This window comes from Arthrobacter sp. TE26545, from assembly GCF_056279005.1.
In genome coordinates this window covers 410,766-426,600 of the sequence record NZ_JBWBQM010000001.1, presented here as the reverse complement: position 1 = coordinate 426,600, position 15,835 = coordinate 410,766, and the positions used below count along the sequence as shown (strand labels likewise).

The 15,835-nt window shown below is 66.3% G+C and carries 13 protein-coding genes; 8 read left to right on the top strand and 5 right to left on the bottom strand.

Features of this window, described 5'->3' with window-relative positions:
- Nucleotides 1–128: 128 nt before the first annotated feature.
- Complete coding sequence (locus tag ACZ9CK_RS01890; RefSeq protein ID WP_476049070.1) at nt 129–1,640, bottom strand: helix-turn-helix domain-containing protein; 1,512 nt, start codon at nt 1,638–1,640, stop codon at nt 129–131.
- A 95-nt stretch (nt 1,641–1,735) separates the two neighbouring features.
- On the opposite strand from ACZ9CK_RS01890, the gene aceA reads away from it, so the two are divergent.
- Both aceA and aceB read left to right on the top strand, forming a co-directional pair.
- Complete coding sequence (gene aceA / locus ACZ9CK_RS01885) at nt 1,736–3,091, top strand: isocitrate lyase (RefSeq protein ID WP_476049069.1); 1,356 nt, start codon at nt 1,736–1,738, stop codon at nt 3,089–3,091.
- Nucleotides 3,092–3,183: 92 nt separating this feature from the next.
- The gene (gene aceB, locus ACZ9CK_RS01880) at nt 3,184–4,851 is read left to right on the top strand and encodes a malate synthase A (RefSeq protein WP_476049068.1); all 1,668 of its coding nucleotides are present in this window, start codon (nt 3,184–3,186) and stop codon (nt 4,849–4,851) included.
- A 96-nt stretch (nt 4,852–4,947) separates the two neighbouring features.
- Here aceB and ACZ9CK_RS01875 read toward each other — a convergent pair whose 3' ends face one another.
- The 4 genes from ACZ9CK_RS01875 to ACZ9CK_RS01860 all read right to left on the bottom strand — a co-directional run bounded on the left by ACZ9CK_RS01875 (nt 4,948) and on the right by ACZ9CK_RS01860 (nt 9,606).
- Nucleotides 4,948–6,150, bottom strand: coding sequence for an MFS transporter (locus tag ACZ9CK_RS01875; RefSeq protein WP_426302088.1), 1,203 nt, complete (start codon nt 6,148–6,150; stop codon nt 4,948–4,950).
- Between the two features lie 85 nt (nt 6,151–6,235).
- The gene (locus ACZ9CK_RS01870) at nt 6,236–7,006 is read right to left on the bottom strand and encodes a ThuA domain-containing protein (protein WP_426302087.1); all 771 of its coding nucleotides are present in this window, start codon (nt 7,004–7,006) and stop codon (nt 6,236–6,238) included.
- A complete protein-coding gene (locus ACZ9CK_RS01865) occupies nt 7,006–8,106 on the bottom strand; it encodes a Gfo/Idh/MocA family protein (RefSeq protein ID WP_426302086.1) in 1,101 nt (366 codons plus the stop codon). The genes ACZ9CK_RS01870 and ACZ9CK_RS01865 overlap by 1 nt, the downstream gene beginning before the upstream one ends.
- A 282-nt stretch (nt 8,107–8,388) precedes the next feature.
- On the bottom strand, nt 8,389–9,606 hold the full coding sequence (locus tag ACZ9CK_RS01860; RefSeq protein WP_426302085.1) for an ROK family transcriptional regulator: 1,218 nt from the start codon (nt 9,604–9,606) through the stop codon (nt 8,389–8,391).
- Nucleotides 9,607–9,735: 129 nt separating this feature from the next.
- Between ACZ9CK_RS01860 and ACZ9CK_RS01855 the strand changes: the two genes are divergently transcribed.
- The 6 genes from ACZ9CK_RS01855 (at nt 9,736) to ACZ9CK_RS01830 (ending at nt 15,784) form a co-directional block, all read left to right on the top strand.
- Nucleotides 9,736–10,947: a Gfo/Idh/MocA family protein gene (locus ACZ9CK_RS01855; protein WP_476049067.1), complete on the top strand. Its 1,212-nt coding sequence runs from the start codon at nt 9,736–9,738 to the stop codon at nt 10,945–10,947.
- A gap of 1 nt (nt 10,948) precedes the next feature.
- Complete coding sequence (locus tag ACZ9CK_RS01850; RefSeq protein ID WP_426302083.1) at nt 10,949–11,944, top strand: sugar phosphate isomerase/epimerase family protein; 996 nt, start codon at nt 10,949–10,951, stop codon at nt 11,942–11,944.
- Nucleotides 11,945–12,099: 155 nt separating this feature from the next.
- A complete protein-coding gene (locus tag ACZ9CK_RS01845; RefSeq protein WP_476049066.1) occupies nt 12,100–12,501 on the top strand; it encodes a hypothetical protein in 402 nt (133 codons plus the stop codon).
- A 79-nt stretch (nt 12,502–12,580) separates the two neighbouring features.
- A complete protein-coding gene (locus tag ACZ9CK_RS01840; protein WP_476049065.1) occupies nt 12,581–13,663 on the top strand; it encodes a LacI family DNA-binding transcriptional regulator in 1,083 nt (360 codons plus the stop codon).
- A 253-nt stretch (nt 13,664–13,916) separates the two neighbouring features.
- Nucleotides 13,917–14,987, top strand: coding sequence for a Gfo/Idh/MocA family protein (locus tag ACZ9CK_RS01835; protein ID WP_476049064.1), 1,071 nt, complete (start codon nt 13,917–13,919; stop codon nt 14,985–14,987).
- The gene (locus ACZ9CK_RS01830) at nt 14,984–15,784 is read left to right on the top strand and encodes a hypothetical protein (RefSeq protein WP_476049063.1); all 801 of its coding nucleotides are present in this window, start codon (nt 14,984–14,986) and stop codon (nt 15,782–15,784) included. The genes ACZ9CK_RS01835 and ACZ9CK_RS01830 overlap by 4 nt, the downstream gene beginning before the upstream one ends.
- The last annotated feature ends 51 nt before the right edge of the window (nt 15,785–15,835 follow it).

The window sequence follows — 15,835 nt, the reverse complement described above, 5'->3', positions numbered from 1 at the left end:
AGAAGCAGCCGCCGTACAAATGAGCGCCCGGCTTTGCATGACTCGCGCGAACGGACAGATAATGCCCTGTTTTCGTGGATTTAAGGGCCGTATCTGTACGTTCGCGCGAATCGTCGCCGGGGAGCCCACTACCCCGAGTGCGCCTGCAGGAACGCGTACACCTCGGTCTCGTCCACCCCGGGGAAGGCGCCGGGAGGCATCGCGGCGAGCAGGTGCGAGTGCGCACGGGCGGAAGGCCAGGCGTTGCCGGCCCATTCGGTGGCGAGCGAGGCGGGCGGGCGTTTGCAGCAGGCCGGATCCGGACAGCTCGAGGTGGCGCGCGCCGTCGTCTCCCTCCCCCTGAACCACTTCACATGCTGGTACGGCACGCCGATGGACAGCGAGAACTCGCCCGACGCCGACCGTTCCGTGCGCGCGGTGCACCAGTATGTGCCCGACGGCGTGTCGGTGTACTGGGAGTAGGCGCTGAACTTGTCCGGGACGTCGAACACCGCACGCGAAGTCCAGGCCTTGCACGACGGCTGCCCCTCGATGGCGCCGGTGTGGTCCTGCGGGAAATTCACGCCGTCGTTCTCGTAGGCCTTATAGATGATGCCGCTCTGGTGGGTCTTCTGGAAATGGGTGGTGATGCCCAGGTGTTTCGTAGCCAGGTTCGTGAAACGGTGCGCGGCTGTCTCGTACGAAACGGCGAAGGCGTCGCGAATATCTTCCACGGCGATTTCCTTGGCGGCCTTGGCTTTTTGCAAAAATTCCACAGTTGTCTGCTCCGGCAAGAGCAGGGCGGCGGCGAAATAGTTGGTGGCCACCCGCTGGGCCAGGAAGTCGCCGTAGTTGCGAGGGGTCTCATGCCCCAGCACGTAGTGGCCCAGGGCCTGCAGCAGCACCGAGCGTGGGTCGTGGTCCTGGCGCTGGCTCTGCGTCAGGTAAATTCTGTGATTCTTCAAATCCGTCACTGAGCGCGTGGAATGCGGCAGGTCGCCCACGTGATGAAGCGTGAATCCAAGATGGGCGGCGATGTCCGCGATGACGTGCTGGCTCAGCGGACCGCCGCTGTACCCCACCTGCCGGAGGACCTTCTGCGCCTCGGCCTCGTACTCCGGAAAGTAGTTCCCGCGCTCACGCATCATGGCACGCAGTTCACCATTCGCGCGGCGGGCTTCTTCGGGCGTCGCCACCTGTTCGTTCATCTTGCGTTCGAGCTCGTGCAGCAACCCCACCTGCGCCTCCAGGACATCGAGCGGAAGCCGCGAGCTGACACGGATTTTGGGCAGGTTGAGCGACTCGTAGAGCGGCCCGCGCTGGTAACGTTCCAGCTCGATTTCGAGGGCCGCCCGGCGGCTGGGCGGCTCGGCCCCGAGCAGCTGTTCGATGCTCACGTTGAGCGCTCCGGCCAGGCCCTGCAGCAGGCCCAGTTTGGGTTCGCGCTTGCCGTTCTCGATCAGGCTCAACTGGCTGGGGGCGGTCCCGACGGCGGTACTCAAGTCATCGAGCGTCAGGCCGGCCTGCTTGCGCAGATGCCGCACGCGGCGGCCCAGGCTGATGACGTCCACTTCCGTGGCGGCAGCGGACGACGGCGGGACGGCAACTTCGCGGTTCCAGCTTGCAGGCGACATTTCTTGAGAATACGCGAAGAACTGCACTTCTTTCCACGCTTTTCCCCTAGAAACCCCTTGGAAAGTCCAGAAAAGTAGTTGTCACGGCAAGAACACCCGTCAGCGTCAAAGGAGACAGAACAATGACCGCAGCATTTGAACCAGAGCAGACCACCCCGCTCACCTCCACCCAGGAAGACGTTGAGCAGCAGGCCGCCGCGCTGGAACTCGAATGGGCTGCCAACCCGCGTTGGGAAGGCGTCACCCGTGATTACTCGGCGTCCGACGTCGTCCGCCTCCGCGGCCGGGTCTCCGAAGAACACACCCTGGCCCGCCGCGGCTCGGAGAAGCTGTGGAAGCAGCTCACCGAAGAGGCCCCCACCGGCGGTTACACCAACGCCCTCGGCGCCCTCACCGGCAACCAGGCCGTGCAGCAGGTCAAGGCCGGCCTGCGCGCCATCTACCTGTCCGGCTGGCAGGTTGCCGCCGACGCCAACCTTTCCGGCCACACCTACCCGGACCAGTCGCTGTACCCGGCGAACTCGGTTCCCCAGGTTGTCCGCCGCATCAACAACGCCCTGTTGCGCGCCGATCAGATCGAATTCGCCGAAGGCATCCAGACCGTGGAGGACTGGCTGGTTCCGATCGTCGCCGACGCCGAGGCCGGCTTCGGCGGACCGCTGAACGCCTACGAACTGATGAAGTCCATGATCGCCGCCGGCGCCTCGGGCGTGCACTGGGAAGACCAGCTGGCCTCCGAAAAGAAGTGCGGCCACTTGGGCGGCAAGGTCCTCATCCCCACCCAGCAGCACATCCGGACGCTGAACGCAGCCCGCCTGGCTGCCGACGTCGCCGGTACCCCCACCGTCGTCATCGCCCGCACCGACGCCGAGGCGGCAACCCTGATCACCTCGGACGTCGACGAACGCGACCGCGAGTTCATCCTCCGCGAAGGGGGACAGCCGGTTCGCACCGCCGAGGGCTTCTACAAGGTCCGCAACGGCATCGAACCCTGCATCGCCCGCGCCAAGGCCTACGCCCCGTACTCCGACCTCATCTGGATGGAGACCGGCACCCCGGACCTTGAGCTGGCCCGCAAGTTCGCCGAAGCCGTCAAGTCCGAGTTCCCGGACCAGATGCTCTCCTACAACTGCTCGCCGTCGTTCAACTGGCGCAAGCACCTCGACGACGCCACGATCGCGAAGTTCCAGCGCGAACTCGGCGCCATGGGCTTCACCTTCCAGTTCATCACCCTGGCCGGATTCCACGCCCTGAACTACTCGATGTTCGATCTCGCCCACGGCTACGCCCGGGAAGGCATGAGCGCCTACGTCGAACTCCAGGAAAAGGAATTCGCCTCCGAGTCCCGCGGCTACACCGCAACCAAGCACCAGCGCGAAGTCGGCACCGGCTACTTCGACGACATCGCCACTGCGCTCAACCCGAACGCAAGCACCCTGGCCCTGGTGGGATCCACCGAAGAAGGCCAGTTCCACTAAAACCTTCCCAACTAGATCGCAGTAGTTGTCGTTTTGAGCCCCCAAAACGACAACTACTGCCAGTCAGTTGGGTTCCCCCAAGGAGAACTCCAATGAACAGCTTCACCGACAGCTTCACCATCAACGGCATCACCCTCACCGCGCAGCCGATCTGCCGGCAGGGCGAGGTGCTTACTCCGGACGCCCTGGATTTCGTCGCGAAGCTGCACCGGGCGACGTCGGAGCGCCGCCAGGAGCTGATGCAGGCCCGCCACGCGCGCCGGGCACAGATCGCTTCGGGCCAGGATCCGCGGTTCCTGCCGGAGACCGAGGGTATCCGCAACGACCCGAACTGGCGCGTCGCTCCCCCGGCCCCGGGCCTGGAAGACCGCCGGGTGGAAATAACCGGCCCCGTGGACCGCAAGATGACCATCAACGCGCTGAACTCGGGCGCCAAGGTGTGGCTGGCGGACATGGAAGACTCCTCCACGCCCACCTGGCGCAACGTCATCCAGGGCCAGCTCAACCTGACGGACGCGCTGGAGCGCCGGATCGACTTCACCTCCCCGGAGGGCAAGGAGTACCGCCTGCGCGATGACCAGGACCTGCCCACCATCGTGGTCCGGCCGCGCGGCTGGCACCTGCCGGAGAAGCACATGCTCATCGACGGGAAGCCGATCGCCGGCGGAATCGTGGACTTCGGCCTGTTCTTCTTCCACAACGCCCGCCGCCTGCTGGCACAGGGCAAGGGACCGTACTTCTACCTGCCGAAGATCGAGAACCACTTCGAGGCCCGGCTGTGGAACGACATCTTCGTCCTGGCCCAGGACCTGCTCGGCATCCCGCAGGGCACCATCCGCGCCACGGTGCTGATCGAGACCATCACGGCCGCATTCGAGATGGAGGAAATCCTGTATGAGCTGCGCGACCACGCCGCGGGCCTGAACGCCGGCCGCTGGGACTACATTTTCTCCCTGATCAAGAACTTCCGGACCCGCGGGCCGCGCTTCGTGCTTCCGGACCGCGGCCAGGTCAGCATGACCCAGCCGTTCATGCGTTCCTACACGGAGCAGCTGGTGCGCGCCTGCCACCGCCGCGGTGCCATGGCGATCGGCGGCATGGCCGCAGCCGTGCCCAACCGGAAGGACGAGGCCGCCAACGCGGTGTCCTTCGAGAAGGTCCGTGCGGACAAGACCCGCGAGGCAAACGACGGATTCGACGGCTCCTGGGTTGCCCACCCGGACCTGGTGCCGGTCTGCCGTGAAGTGTTCGACGGCGTCCTGGGCGACCCGGACAACGGGGGAAAGCAGAACCAGCTGGACCGCTCACGCGAGGATGTCACACCGGACGACCGCGCGCTGATCGACATCTCCTCCACCGAGGGAAACATCACCGAGCAGGGCATCCGCGTCAACATCGAGGTGGGCATCCGCTACATCGAATCGTGGCTGCGCGGCAACGGCGCCGTGGCCATCCACAACCTCATGGAAGACGCCGCCACCGCGGAGATCTCCCGTTCCCAGTTGTGGCAGTGGATCCACTCCCACGCGATCACCGAACACGGCGACATCATCACCCGCGAATGGGTGGAGGAACTGCTCGATGAGGAGTTCGCGCGGCTGGAACGCTTCGACGACGACCGCTTCACCGATGCCCGCAGCATCTTCGAAGAGGTCACGCTCGCCGAGGACTTCCCCACCTTCCTGACCATCCCGGCCTACGCCCGCTTCCTCACCGAGGCCAAGGAAGAAGCCAGCAAGGAAGAACTGATCGCCGCCTGAGAAGTTTCCGCCCACCCTTACATGCAGCGCGAACGTACACTTGGGGCCCCGAATCCGCGGATTTTGGGGCCCCAAGTGTACGTTCGCGCTTCGGGTTTAACGGGAACGCTTGCCGGCGCTCCGCACCGAGAGCGTGGTGCAGATGCCGAAGGTCGCGACTGAGCCGAGGATCACCAGCAGGGGCGGCGTCCAGTTGCCGGCCTGTTCGTGCACGAAGCCCACGGCGCTGGGTGCCACAGCCGCGAAAAGGTAGCCCACGCCCTGCACCAGGGCGGACATCCTGCCCGCGGTCGCCATGTCCGGAGCCACCTTGATGAGTGCGCTGAAGATGATCGTGAAGCCGCCGCCCTGCGCGATCCCTGCGCCGATGCACCACAGCCACCACAACGACGGCGCCAGCAGCAGGCCCACGGGGATCGTTGCCCACAGCGCACTCACGGTGAGCGCCACCGCCGTCGGGCTCCAATACTTGGCCAGCAACGGCACGCCGAGCGAGCCGATGATCGCGAGGACCTGGAAAATCGAGGCCCCGGCACCGGCCTCGGTGGCGGACATCCCGAGGGAATCGCCCAGGAAGCTCGGCAGCCAGGTGGTCACGCCATAGTAGGAAAAGGCCTGTCCGGCGAAGCCGATGGTGAGCCCGGCGGTGATCCAGAAGACGCCGGCCACTGGCACGGCATCGCCAGCGCGGGCCGGAGCCGCCGGCAGCGGAACCGGGACGAACGCGCGCCGCGGCCCGAACGCCAGGACCCAGGCCGCCGTCGCGGCCAAAGCGAGGATCCCGACGGCGGCCAGCGCCAGCCGCCAGCCCATCAGTTCCGCGAGCGGTGCCGTCACCACGGAGGTCAGGAAGGCGCCCACGTTCAGGAACGCTGAGTACAGGCCCATCGCGGTGCCCTGCCGCCGGGGCGAGACGTCGCGCCGGATGATCAGCGGGACGCAGATGTTTCCCACGGTGATCGCCAGGCCGATCAGCACCGTTCCCAGGAGCACGACGGCGGGTGGTCCGGCCGAGCGCAGCACCACGCCTGCCAGCACACCCAGCAGAGTGAGGGTGACGGCGAACTCGGCACCGAACCTCCGGCCGGCCACAGCGGCAGCGGGCGAGGCAAGGGAGAAGCACAGCACCGGGATGCTGGTCAGCAGGCCAAGCACCACCGGCGGGAAGCCGAGTTCGGCCTGCATGGTGTCCAGCACCGGGGCCACGGAGACGATCGGGCCGCGCATGCACAGCGAAATCAGGGCGATGCACGCCAGGACCACCCAGCTGCGCGGAAGGCGTGACAACAAGCCTGTCATTTTTCGATCACCCTTCTTGCTATCACGGCAACGGCGCCACGGTTGCGAAAACCGTGGCGCCGTTGTCCAAAATCACGCGCAATATTCAGTTGTCGATGGTCTGGCTGTCCGAGCCGAGGTACCAGCCGCGCTGCGGATTGGACACCGCGGGAGCGTCCCGGAACTGTTCGGGCTGCGCCACCCAGCCCACGCCGTTGGCAATGACCTTCTGGATCTGCGGCTGGTGGTACACCGGGTAGTCCTGGTCGCCGGGGCTGAAGTAGAAGATCCGGCCCTTGCCGCGGGAGAAAGTAACGCCGGAGCGGAACACCTCGCCGCCCTCGAAGGAGCTGATGAAGATCAGGTCATCGGGCTCCGGGATGTCGAAGAGCTCGCCGTACATCTCCTGCTTGGGGATGACGATGGGGCTTTCGACGCCTGCCGCGATCGGGTGCGAGGGCTTGACCGTCCACACGAGCTCGCGTTCGCCGTCGTTGCGCCACTTCAGCGAGCAGGTGGTGCCAAGGAGCCGGGTGAAGATCTTGGCGAAGTGCCCGGAGTGCAGCACCACCAGGCCCATGCCGCCCAGCACGTGGCGCTGCACCCGCTCCACCACCTCGTCGCTGACGTCGCCGTGGGCGATGTGGCCCCACCACAGCAGCACATCGGTCCGGGCAAGCACCTCCTCGGAGAGTCCGTGCCCGGGGTCGGCGAGGGTCGCCGTCGTGATATCCGCGTCCGGGTAGAAGTTCCGCAGGCCGCCCGCGATGGCCCCGTGCATGCCTTCCGGGTACATCTCCGCCATGGTGGAGGGATGGTTGTTGGCCTCATGGACGCCTTCGTTCCAGACGACGATGTTCAGTTTCCGGTCGGCCATCAGAGACGTACCTCCCGGCCCTCAAGTGCGGACTGGTAGCAGGCGTCGATGATCAGGGCGCGGTTCAGGGCAAGCGAGCCGTCGTGCTGGCCCCATCCGCCTTCGCCGCCGCGGACTGCGGCCACGAAGTCCTCCACCACCTGCTGGTGCATGCCGTCGCTGCCGATCTCCGGAACGTAGTCGGCATTTTCGACCCCGTTGTCCTTGAAGACGTGGAGCTGGTTCTTCTCCGGCCCCGCGTTGCCGGCCACCTTGAGTTCGGCACCGCCGTCGGTGCCGTAGACGAGGAAGTTGATCTCGTCGTCCGGGTGCCGGTAGCTGGCCCAGCCGGCCTCGATCACCAAGGTGGCGCCGCCTTCCAGGCGCAGGAACGCCGAAGAGAAGTCCTCCACCTCGAATTTGTTGGAGGTGGCGGTGGCCTTGTAGCTGGCGTTGCCGCCTAGGCCGCGCGGGCCGAGCTCGGCATGGGTGCTGGCGGACACCGCAAGCACCTTGGGTTCGCCCAGCAGGTGGAGGGCGTAGTCGAGCACGTGCACGCCGATGTCGGCCAGCGGCCCGCCGCCGGCAAGCTCCGGGTTGGTGAACCAGCTGCCCAAGGTGGGGATGCCCTGGCGGCGCAGCCACGCGGCCTTGGCGTAGTACGGGCGGCCGAGCTCGCCCTGGTCGATCACGGACTTGAGGGCCTGGATGTCGCCGCGGCGGCGGTGGTTGAAGGCAACGTCCAGCACACGGCCGGCCTTGCGGGCCGCGTCCACCATGGCCTGGCCTTCGGCGCCGTTGCGGGCGATCGGTTTCTCGCTCAGGACGTGGATGCCCTTCTCCAGGGCGGCGATCGCGATCGGCGCGTGCAGGAAGGTGGGGACCGCGACGCTGATCGCGTCCAGCCCTTCGAGCTCGATCATGTCCTCCCAGTGGGGGAACGCATGCGGGATGCTGTATTGCTCCTTCATCGAGGCGAGTAGCTCTTCCTCCATGCCTGCAGCGGCCACGATCTCGACGCCGTCGATCCTGCTGTAGGCCTCGAGGTGCTGCTGGCCGGCCCAACCGATGCCGACGACGCCTACCTTGAGGCTCGCGGACGTAGCGTGCTCAGTGCTCACGGTTTCCTGTTCTTTCCTGGGTTCGTCTGGAGGTGTTCTTGCTTCCGGCGTGCGCGGTGGGCGTCGGAGCGTTGTCCCGGCATCGCCGCTACTTCTGATTCCAATCATGCAAAAGTCTGTTGCTGATTCGATATAAGTAAGTTTTCACGGACGGCAAAGAGGTGTCAATCAACTAAGCGCTTTGATCCGCAAAACTTGGTGGGATGCACAAAGGCACCCGCGGCGTGTGCCGCAGATGCCCTTGAAAAGGTGCCTCTGAGAAGTGCTTGCCAGGCGCCGCGATCAGGAGCGCTGCGCAGCCGCCACCGCAGACTCCACCACCGCAGGCGAAAGCACATGGTCGATGACCATGCGGCTTGCGCCAATGATCGCCGCCTCGGGCCCGGCCTTGGACTGCTCGATCCGGAGGCGGGACGTCGCCAGCGGCAGGGAACGGCCGTAGACGGTCTCCCGGATCCCGGCGAGCAGCTGGTCGCCGGCACGCGAGAGGCTGCCGCCCACCACGATCACCGAAGGGTTGAGCATGTTGACGCAGATCGCCAGCACTTCGCCGACGTCGCGCCCGGCCTGGCGCAGCGCGTGGATGGCCTGGACGTTTCCCTGTGCGGCAAGGTCCACTATCTCCGAACCGGAGGACGCTTGGATGCCCTGCGCTGCGAGCTTTGCAACAAGGGCAGGTCCGGCAGCGAGCGCCTCAAGGCAGCCGGTGTTGCCGCAGCGGCAAAGGACCCCCTCGCCGCCGGGTACCCGCACGTGGCCGAGGTCGCCCGAGGTGCCGTCGGCACCTCGCTGCAGCTGGCCGCTGCTGATGATTCCGGCGCCCACACCGGTGGCGAGCTTGATGAAGAGCAGGTCGTCATAGGCACTCCAATGCGCGTACCGCTCGCCCAGCGCCATGATGTTCACGTCGTTGTCCACCAGGACCTCGGCGTCGATCTCCTTGTTGATGTAGCCCACCACGTCGAAACCGTCCCAGCCCGGCATGATGGGCGGCTTCACGGGCCTGCCGCTGCCGTGTTCCACGGGTCCCGGAACGCCGATGCCGACGCCGGCAATATCCGCGGCGTCGCGCCCGATCCCTTCGAGGAGCTTGCGTCCGTTCTCCAGGATCCAGCCGAGCACCCTCTCCGGACCCTCGGCAACGTCGAGCGCTTCGGAATGCCGGGCGAGGACCTCCCCGTTCAGGTCGGTGACGGCCACCGCGGCGTGGCTCGCACCGACGTCGGCGGCAAGCACCAGCCGCACCCCGGCATTGAAGGCAAATTTCGACGGCGGCCTGCCGCCCGACGAGGCCGCCTCGCCGGCCGGACCCACCAGCCCAAGCGCGGTCAGCGCGTCGATCCGCGCGGCGACAGTGGTGCGTGCCAGGCCGGTCTGCTCGGCAAGTTCTGCCCGGGTGCGTGCCTTGCCGTCCCGGAGCAGTTGAAAAAGGTCCCCTGCGCGCGCGAGGACTCCGGCCTCGGCGCTGGGCCGCTCCTGGCGTTGGGTAGTGGTCACCATGGTTAAGGAATAGCACAATGGGCAGGGGAAGGCGCGGCTTCGGATGCTTGATAACCAAACTTTTGATTGACTCAAGGCAAAAGTGACCGTAAGTTCGACTAAAACGCCATCCATCGAGGGGATTCCCACATGACTACTCCGGACCCGTCCGCCCGGCCGAGACCGCTCGGCGTCGCTGCGATCGGCTACGCCTTCATGGGCAAAGCCCACTCGAATGCGTGGCGGAACGTGGCCAGTTTCTTCGATGTGCCTGCCTTCGAGCAGAAAGTACTCGTCGGCCGGGACGCCGCGCAGGTGGCGGAGGCCGCCGCGAAATACGGCTGGGCCGAGTCCGCCACCGACTGGCGTTCCGTCATTAACCGGGACGACATCGACATCATCGACATCTGCGCCCCGGGCTGGATGCACGCCGAAATCGCCATCGCGGCGCTCGCCGCGGGCAAACACGTCCTAGTGGAAAAACCCCTGGCCAACACCATCGGCGAGGCCCGGGCCATGACCGAGGCGGCCGCCGCCGCCCGCGCCCACGGTGTGCAGTCGATGATCGGCTTCAACTACCGCCGGGTCCCGGCCCTGGCCCTCGCCCGCGAACTCATCGCCGAGGGCCGGCTCGGCACCGTCCGGCACGTCCGCGCGGCCTACCTGCAGGACTGGCTCAGCGATGAGAACAGCCCCATGACCTGGCGCCTGCGCAAGGACACCGCCGGCTCCGGGGCCCTGGGCGACATCGCCTCCCACGCCATCGACCAGGTCCTCTACCTCCTCGGCGACACCGTCACCGAAGTGTCCGGCCGGCTGCACACCTTCGTCACCACCCGCCCCGGACCGGACGGTCCGGAAGAAGTCACGGTCGACGACGCCGCTTGGGCCACCCTGGGCCTAGGCTCCGGGGCCATCGCCTCCGTGGAAGTCTCCCGCGTCGCGACGGGCCAGAAGAACTCGCTCAAGCTCGAAATCTACGGCGACAAGGGCACCATCCTCTTCGACCTCGAGGCCATGAACGAACTCGGATTCCTGGACGCCACCACCCCGGTCCGCGAACAGGGTTTCCGCCGGATCCTGGTCAACGAACCCGAGCACCCGTACCTGGCCGCTTGGTGGCCGCAGGGCCACATCATCGGCTGGGAACACACCTTCACCCACCAGATCCGCGATTTCCTGACCGCCATCAGCACCGGCGAGGCGCCGTCGCCGTCGTTCGAAGAAGGCCTTGCCGTCCAGCAGGTGCTCGCCGCCATCGAAGAGTCCGCCAACGCCAAGAGTTCGCTGGTCCAGCTAAGTGACACGATCCAGCTGGATGATGTTGTCCCGCCGACCGCAACCGCCTCCGAAGGAGCCTGACATGCCCCGCCCGTACACACTCTTCACCGGCCAGTGGGCCGATCTGCCCCTCGAAGAAGTCGCCAAGCTCGCCTCCGGCTGGGGCTACGACGGCCTGGAAATCGCCGTCTCGGGTGACCACCTGGACGCCTGGCGCTGGGACGAACCCGGCTACGTGGAATCCAAGCTGGAGCTGCTGGACAAGTACAACCTGAAGGTCTGGGCCATCTCCAACCACCTCAAGGGCCAGGCCGTGTGCGATGACCCTATCGACTTCCGCCACCAGGCGATCGTCGGGCCCAAGGTCTGGGGCGACGGCGATCCCGAAGGCGTGCGCCAGCGCGCCGCGGAGGAAATGAAGCACACCGCCCGGCTCGCCAAGGCGCTCGGCGTGGACACCGTCGTCGGTTTCACCGGCTCCTCGATCTGGCAGTACGTGGCCATGTTCCCGCCCGTCCCGGAAAAAGTGATCGACGCCGGCTACCAGGACTTCGCCGACCGGTGGAACCCCATCCTGGACGTCTTCGACGAAAACGGCATCCGCTTCGCCCACGAGGTCCACCCGTCCGAAATCGCGTACGACTACTGGACCACCGTCCGTACCCTGGAAGCGATCGGCCACCGCGAGGCGTTCGGCCTGAACTGGGACCCCTCCCACATGATGTGGCAGGGCATCGATCCGGTGTCCTTCATCTGGGACTTCAAGGACCGGATCTACCACGTGGACTGCAAGGACACGAAGGTCCGCCAGACCGGCCGCAACACTGTCATGGGCTCGCACCTGCCCTGGGGCGACCCGCGCCGGGGCTGGGACTTCGTCTCCGCCGGACGCGGCGACGTGCCCTGGGAAGCGTCCTTCCGCGCCCTCACCGCCATCGGCTATGCCGGCCCCATCTCGATCGAATGGGAAGACGCCGGCATGGACCGCCTGCACGGCGCCCCCGAAGCCCTCGCCGCGCTGAAGAAGTTCGACTTCCCGGCCTCGCAGACCAGCTTCGACGCCGCCTTCCAGCAGTAGGCCGCGCGGGGCGCAGTCCCTTTCCTGCTCCCTCACGGTCAGGTAGTCTGACCGCCACAGTCGGCCTTGGTGACCGGTTTCGCGCTTTTTCGGGAACTCTTTGGAGGCGTCATGGCAGTCGCGGAGGCATCACAGCCGGGTACAAGGTCCGTCCGATGAATCAGCCGCTGATAAACCACCCTGACCGTCGTTTCCAGGTCTGGGCTTACACGGTCAGCCATCACCAACTCCTTTTGTGGAGCACATGTTCAGTGGAATCCGATGGGGAGAACTTCTCGACGCGTATCGAGGTCTTGTTCAAGCCCGTGGAAGCTATGTACTTGCCAGCAACCCTCATGCACGGCCTTGTAGTCACCCTCGCAGGCCGAGAGATGGCGGCAAGGATCACCAGGGAAACAGGACTATTGCCGGACGATCACACAAAATTCTTCGAAATCGATTCGAGCGGGCGGAAGGGTTTCGTTGTCGCCAGCATCGTCGTCGAGGATGAAGCCGAGCGCGCGCACTACGAGCCGAGCAAGTACGGGGTCGCGTCTTCTGGATTAGTGTTCCCCTAACCTCCGCCCGCCCCTGGAAACCAATACCCAACTTCGTGGAATGCTTGGACCACACGGGTTTTCAGGGAGAGGAACAAGCGTGGCCAAGCGCCCCACGGTCTACGACGTCGCAGAACGGGCAGGCGTCTCGATCGCCACGGTGTCCTTCACCTTCAGCCAGCCGCACAAGGTCCGGCCAGCCACTCGGGAGGCCGTCGAAGAAGCAGCGCGGGCGCTCGGCTACCTTCCCAGCGCGAGCGCCCGCGGGCTGGCCCGCGGCAAGACCGGCGCAATAGGGCTGTTCTCATTCGCCTACTATGCCCACGAGAGCGGCTTGAGGCCCGGCACGCAGACCCCCTTCGGGGACGAGGCCAACGAAGACTTCCGCATGTTCCCGCTCTACCATGACGAGGTCCAACGGGGCGTCCAGGTGGAATGCTGGCGCCGCGGCTACGTGCTGATGGTCGGCGACGCCAAAGGCACCACCAGCCAAGCGGACATCGCCGCAATTGCGGGCCGCGTGGATGGCCTGGCCGTCTTCCCCGGCACCTTGCCGGACGAAATCCTCGTGCGGATTTCCAAGCGCATCCCCGTGGTGGAGTTATCCATCCCGATCAACAACAACGGCCTCCATGGTGTCTCGGTGGACAACGAAGGCGGCATGACCGCCCTCACCGAACACCTGATAGAGATCCATGGACTGCGCGACATCGCTTTCGTGGGCCCCGCGGGATTCCCGGACAAGGAGCACCGCTTCAGCGGCTACTCCCGGGCCATGGAGGCAGCCGGCCTTCCGGTCCGCACGGTGGCCACCGCGCCCGAGGGCAAGCTGGCGGAATTCGCTGCAGCGACCGTCGCCGGGCTGGCGTCTGCCAAGAGGCTCCCCCAGGCCTGTGTCTGTTCGACGGACGAAGAAGCCCTCGCCTACATGGATGCCCTGGCCGCGGCCGGAATCAGCGTACCTGGGCAGATCGCCGTCACCGGCTTCGACGGCCTGGTAGCCGGGCTGGTGAACCGGCCCGCCCTCACCACCGTGCGCCAACCACTGGTGGAACTCGGGCGGACCGGTGCCTCGATCCTGATCGACCAGGTGACCCAACCCGGCACGGAAGCAGTAACGCGCCAGCTTCCGGTCAAGCTAATGATCCGCGAAAGCTGCGGCTGCCAAGCCTCCCGCGAATAGGACAAGCGGGCAACTCGACGACGGCGGCGGCAAGGCCGGCGAACCCATCGCCCGGCGCTTCGGCGGTTTAGCCGCACCCCTCCCCCGCTTCACGGCACCCTGCTGCGACACGCTCGCCACCGATTAATGCCAAGAAAGTTCAAACTTTTGCCACTTTCTTGGCGAAAGGTGTTGCCAAGGTCACATCTAGGCGCTTTGATTAGTACTGCGCCGCGATTAAAGCGCATAGATTTTGCACACAAGGAGGTGGAGCTTGACCGGCAACGACACCGCAGCAGGAATCCTCGGGGTCGGGATCATCGGCGCAGGCCCGGTAACGCAGGCCATTCACTTGCCCGCCCTCGCCCGCTTGGGCGATCTCTTCGCGGTGCGCCACATCATGGACGCGGACCTCGCCGTTGCAGAATCCGTGGCATCCCGGGTTGGCGCCACGCACGGCAGCAACGTGGCGGCGCTGCTCGCGGACCCGGAAGTGGACGTCGTCGCCATTTGCAGCCCGCACCAATTCCACGCAGAACAGGTCATCGCCGCCTGCCGTGCGGGAAAGAAGGCCGTCCTCTGCGAGAAGCCCTTCGCAATGGACGCCGCGGAAGCAGAACAGATCTCGGCAGTCAGCAAGGAAACCGGGGTGCCGATCATCGTCGGCGCCATGCACACCTTCGACCCAGGCTGGCTCGCCGCCGAGGCCAACTGGGGCGAATTACCCGAAACCGCGCACACCATCCGCTCCTCGATCGTGCTGCCGCCCAACGCCCGCTTTGAAGACTTCGCCACTGAGGTCATCACCCGCCCTGCAACGGACTCCCCCGACTACACCGATCCCGAAGTCATCAGGAACGCCCTCCAAGGCGGGATCATGGGACTCGCCATCCACGATCTCCCTCTGGTCCGCCGGTTCGTCCCGGACTTCCAGGACCTCGAAATCCTCCAGGCGCACCACGTCCGCCCCTTCGGCTACGTCGTGTCGCTGCGGGCAGGAAACCGGACCGTTGAACTCCGCGCTGTCATGAGCAGCACCTGGAAGCCCGAATGGACCTTTGAAGCGATCTCGGACGAGGCCGACCTACGCGCGGACTTCACACCCTCCTATGTCCAGGCGGGTTCCGCCGTCGCGAGGATCACCCGGGGCGGCGCAAGCAGCAGCCACGGTCCGTTCGGCCACAACGGTTACGAAGGCGAATGGCGTGAACTCGCCCGCCTCGCCCGCGGAACCGCGGAACCGCTGTCCACCGAGAACCTGATCAACGACCTTGTCTTCGCCCTCGCCATCGCCGAAGCGTCGGCGGCCGCGGCAACGGCTGAACCCGCGGGAGCCGGCGCATGAACACGAGCTACACTTTTGCCGCCACCCAGGAAGCCGACGAAAACGGCGCCGTGGGTGCCGCCGTCGCGGCGCTGCCGCTGAGCTTCCGCCCCGCAGCCACGGGGGAAAACGCCCAGGTGGCCGCCATCGCAGGCGCCGCAGGCTGGACAAGCGAGGCGATCCGCGCCGTCGACGCCGGAGCCCGCGGCGTGGTGGTCATCGCACCGCACGCCGAAGACACCTCCGCCCTGTCACGGGCCGCGGCGTCCGTCGGCGCCGCGGTGGTCCTGGACCACCGCTGGGCATCCAATCCAGGTCTGGTGGGTGCCGAGGACGCCGTCCGCTCCGTCGCTGGACGGACGGCGATGCTGGACACGGTCGCCACCTCCGCCGCGGGCGGAGATCCGGAACAGCTCCTTGCGGAGCACCTCGCCGCCGTCGTACGGCTCACCGGGCCGCTGGAGTCGGTGCACGTGCTCCACCGGGGGCCGCATGGCTACACGGTCTCCGCCCGGCTCGCCAACGCCGCCCCGGCCACCCTTCAGGGCGTGCTCAGCGACGGCCGGGCCGCCGGCGTCGACTTCCGCCTCTACACCAACGACGGCGGCGTGAGCATTTCGGTCCCGGAACCGTCCGCGGCTTGGCCGGCCGAGGTACGGGCTACCGCGGGCCAGGGCGAAGTGCTGCTGCCCACCCTTTACGAAACCGCCCACCGCGGCAGCTGGCGCCGGTTGAAGGGACACCTCGACGCCGGCACCCTTCCCGCCGATCTTGCCGGGTTCGCCCGGCTGACGGCGCAACTCGCCCAGCTCGGCTGAGCCCCGGATCCAATTCCCACAAATCGCATCACCTCAACCAAGGCCCCTCAA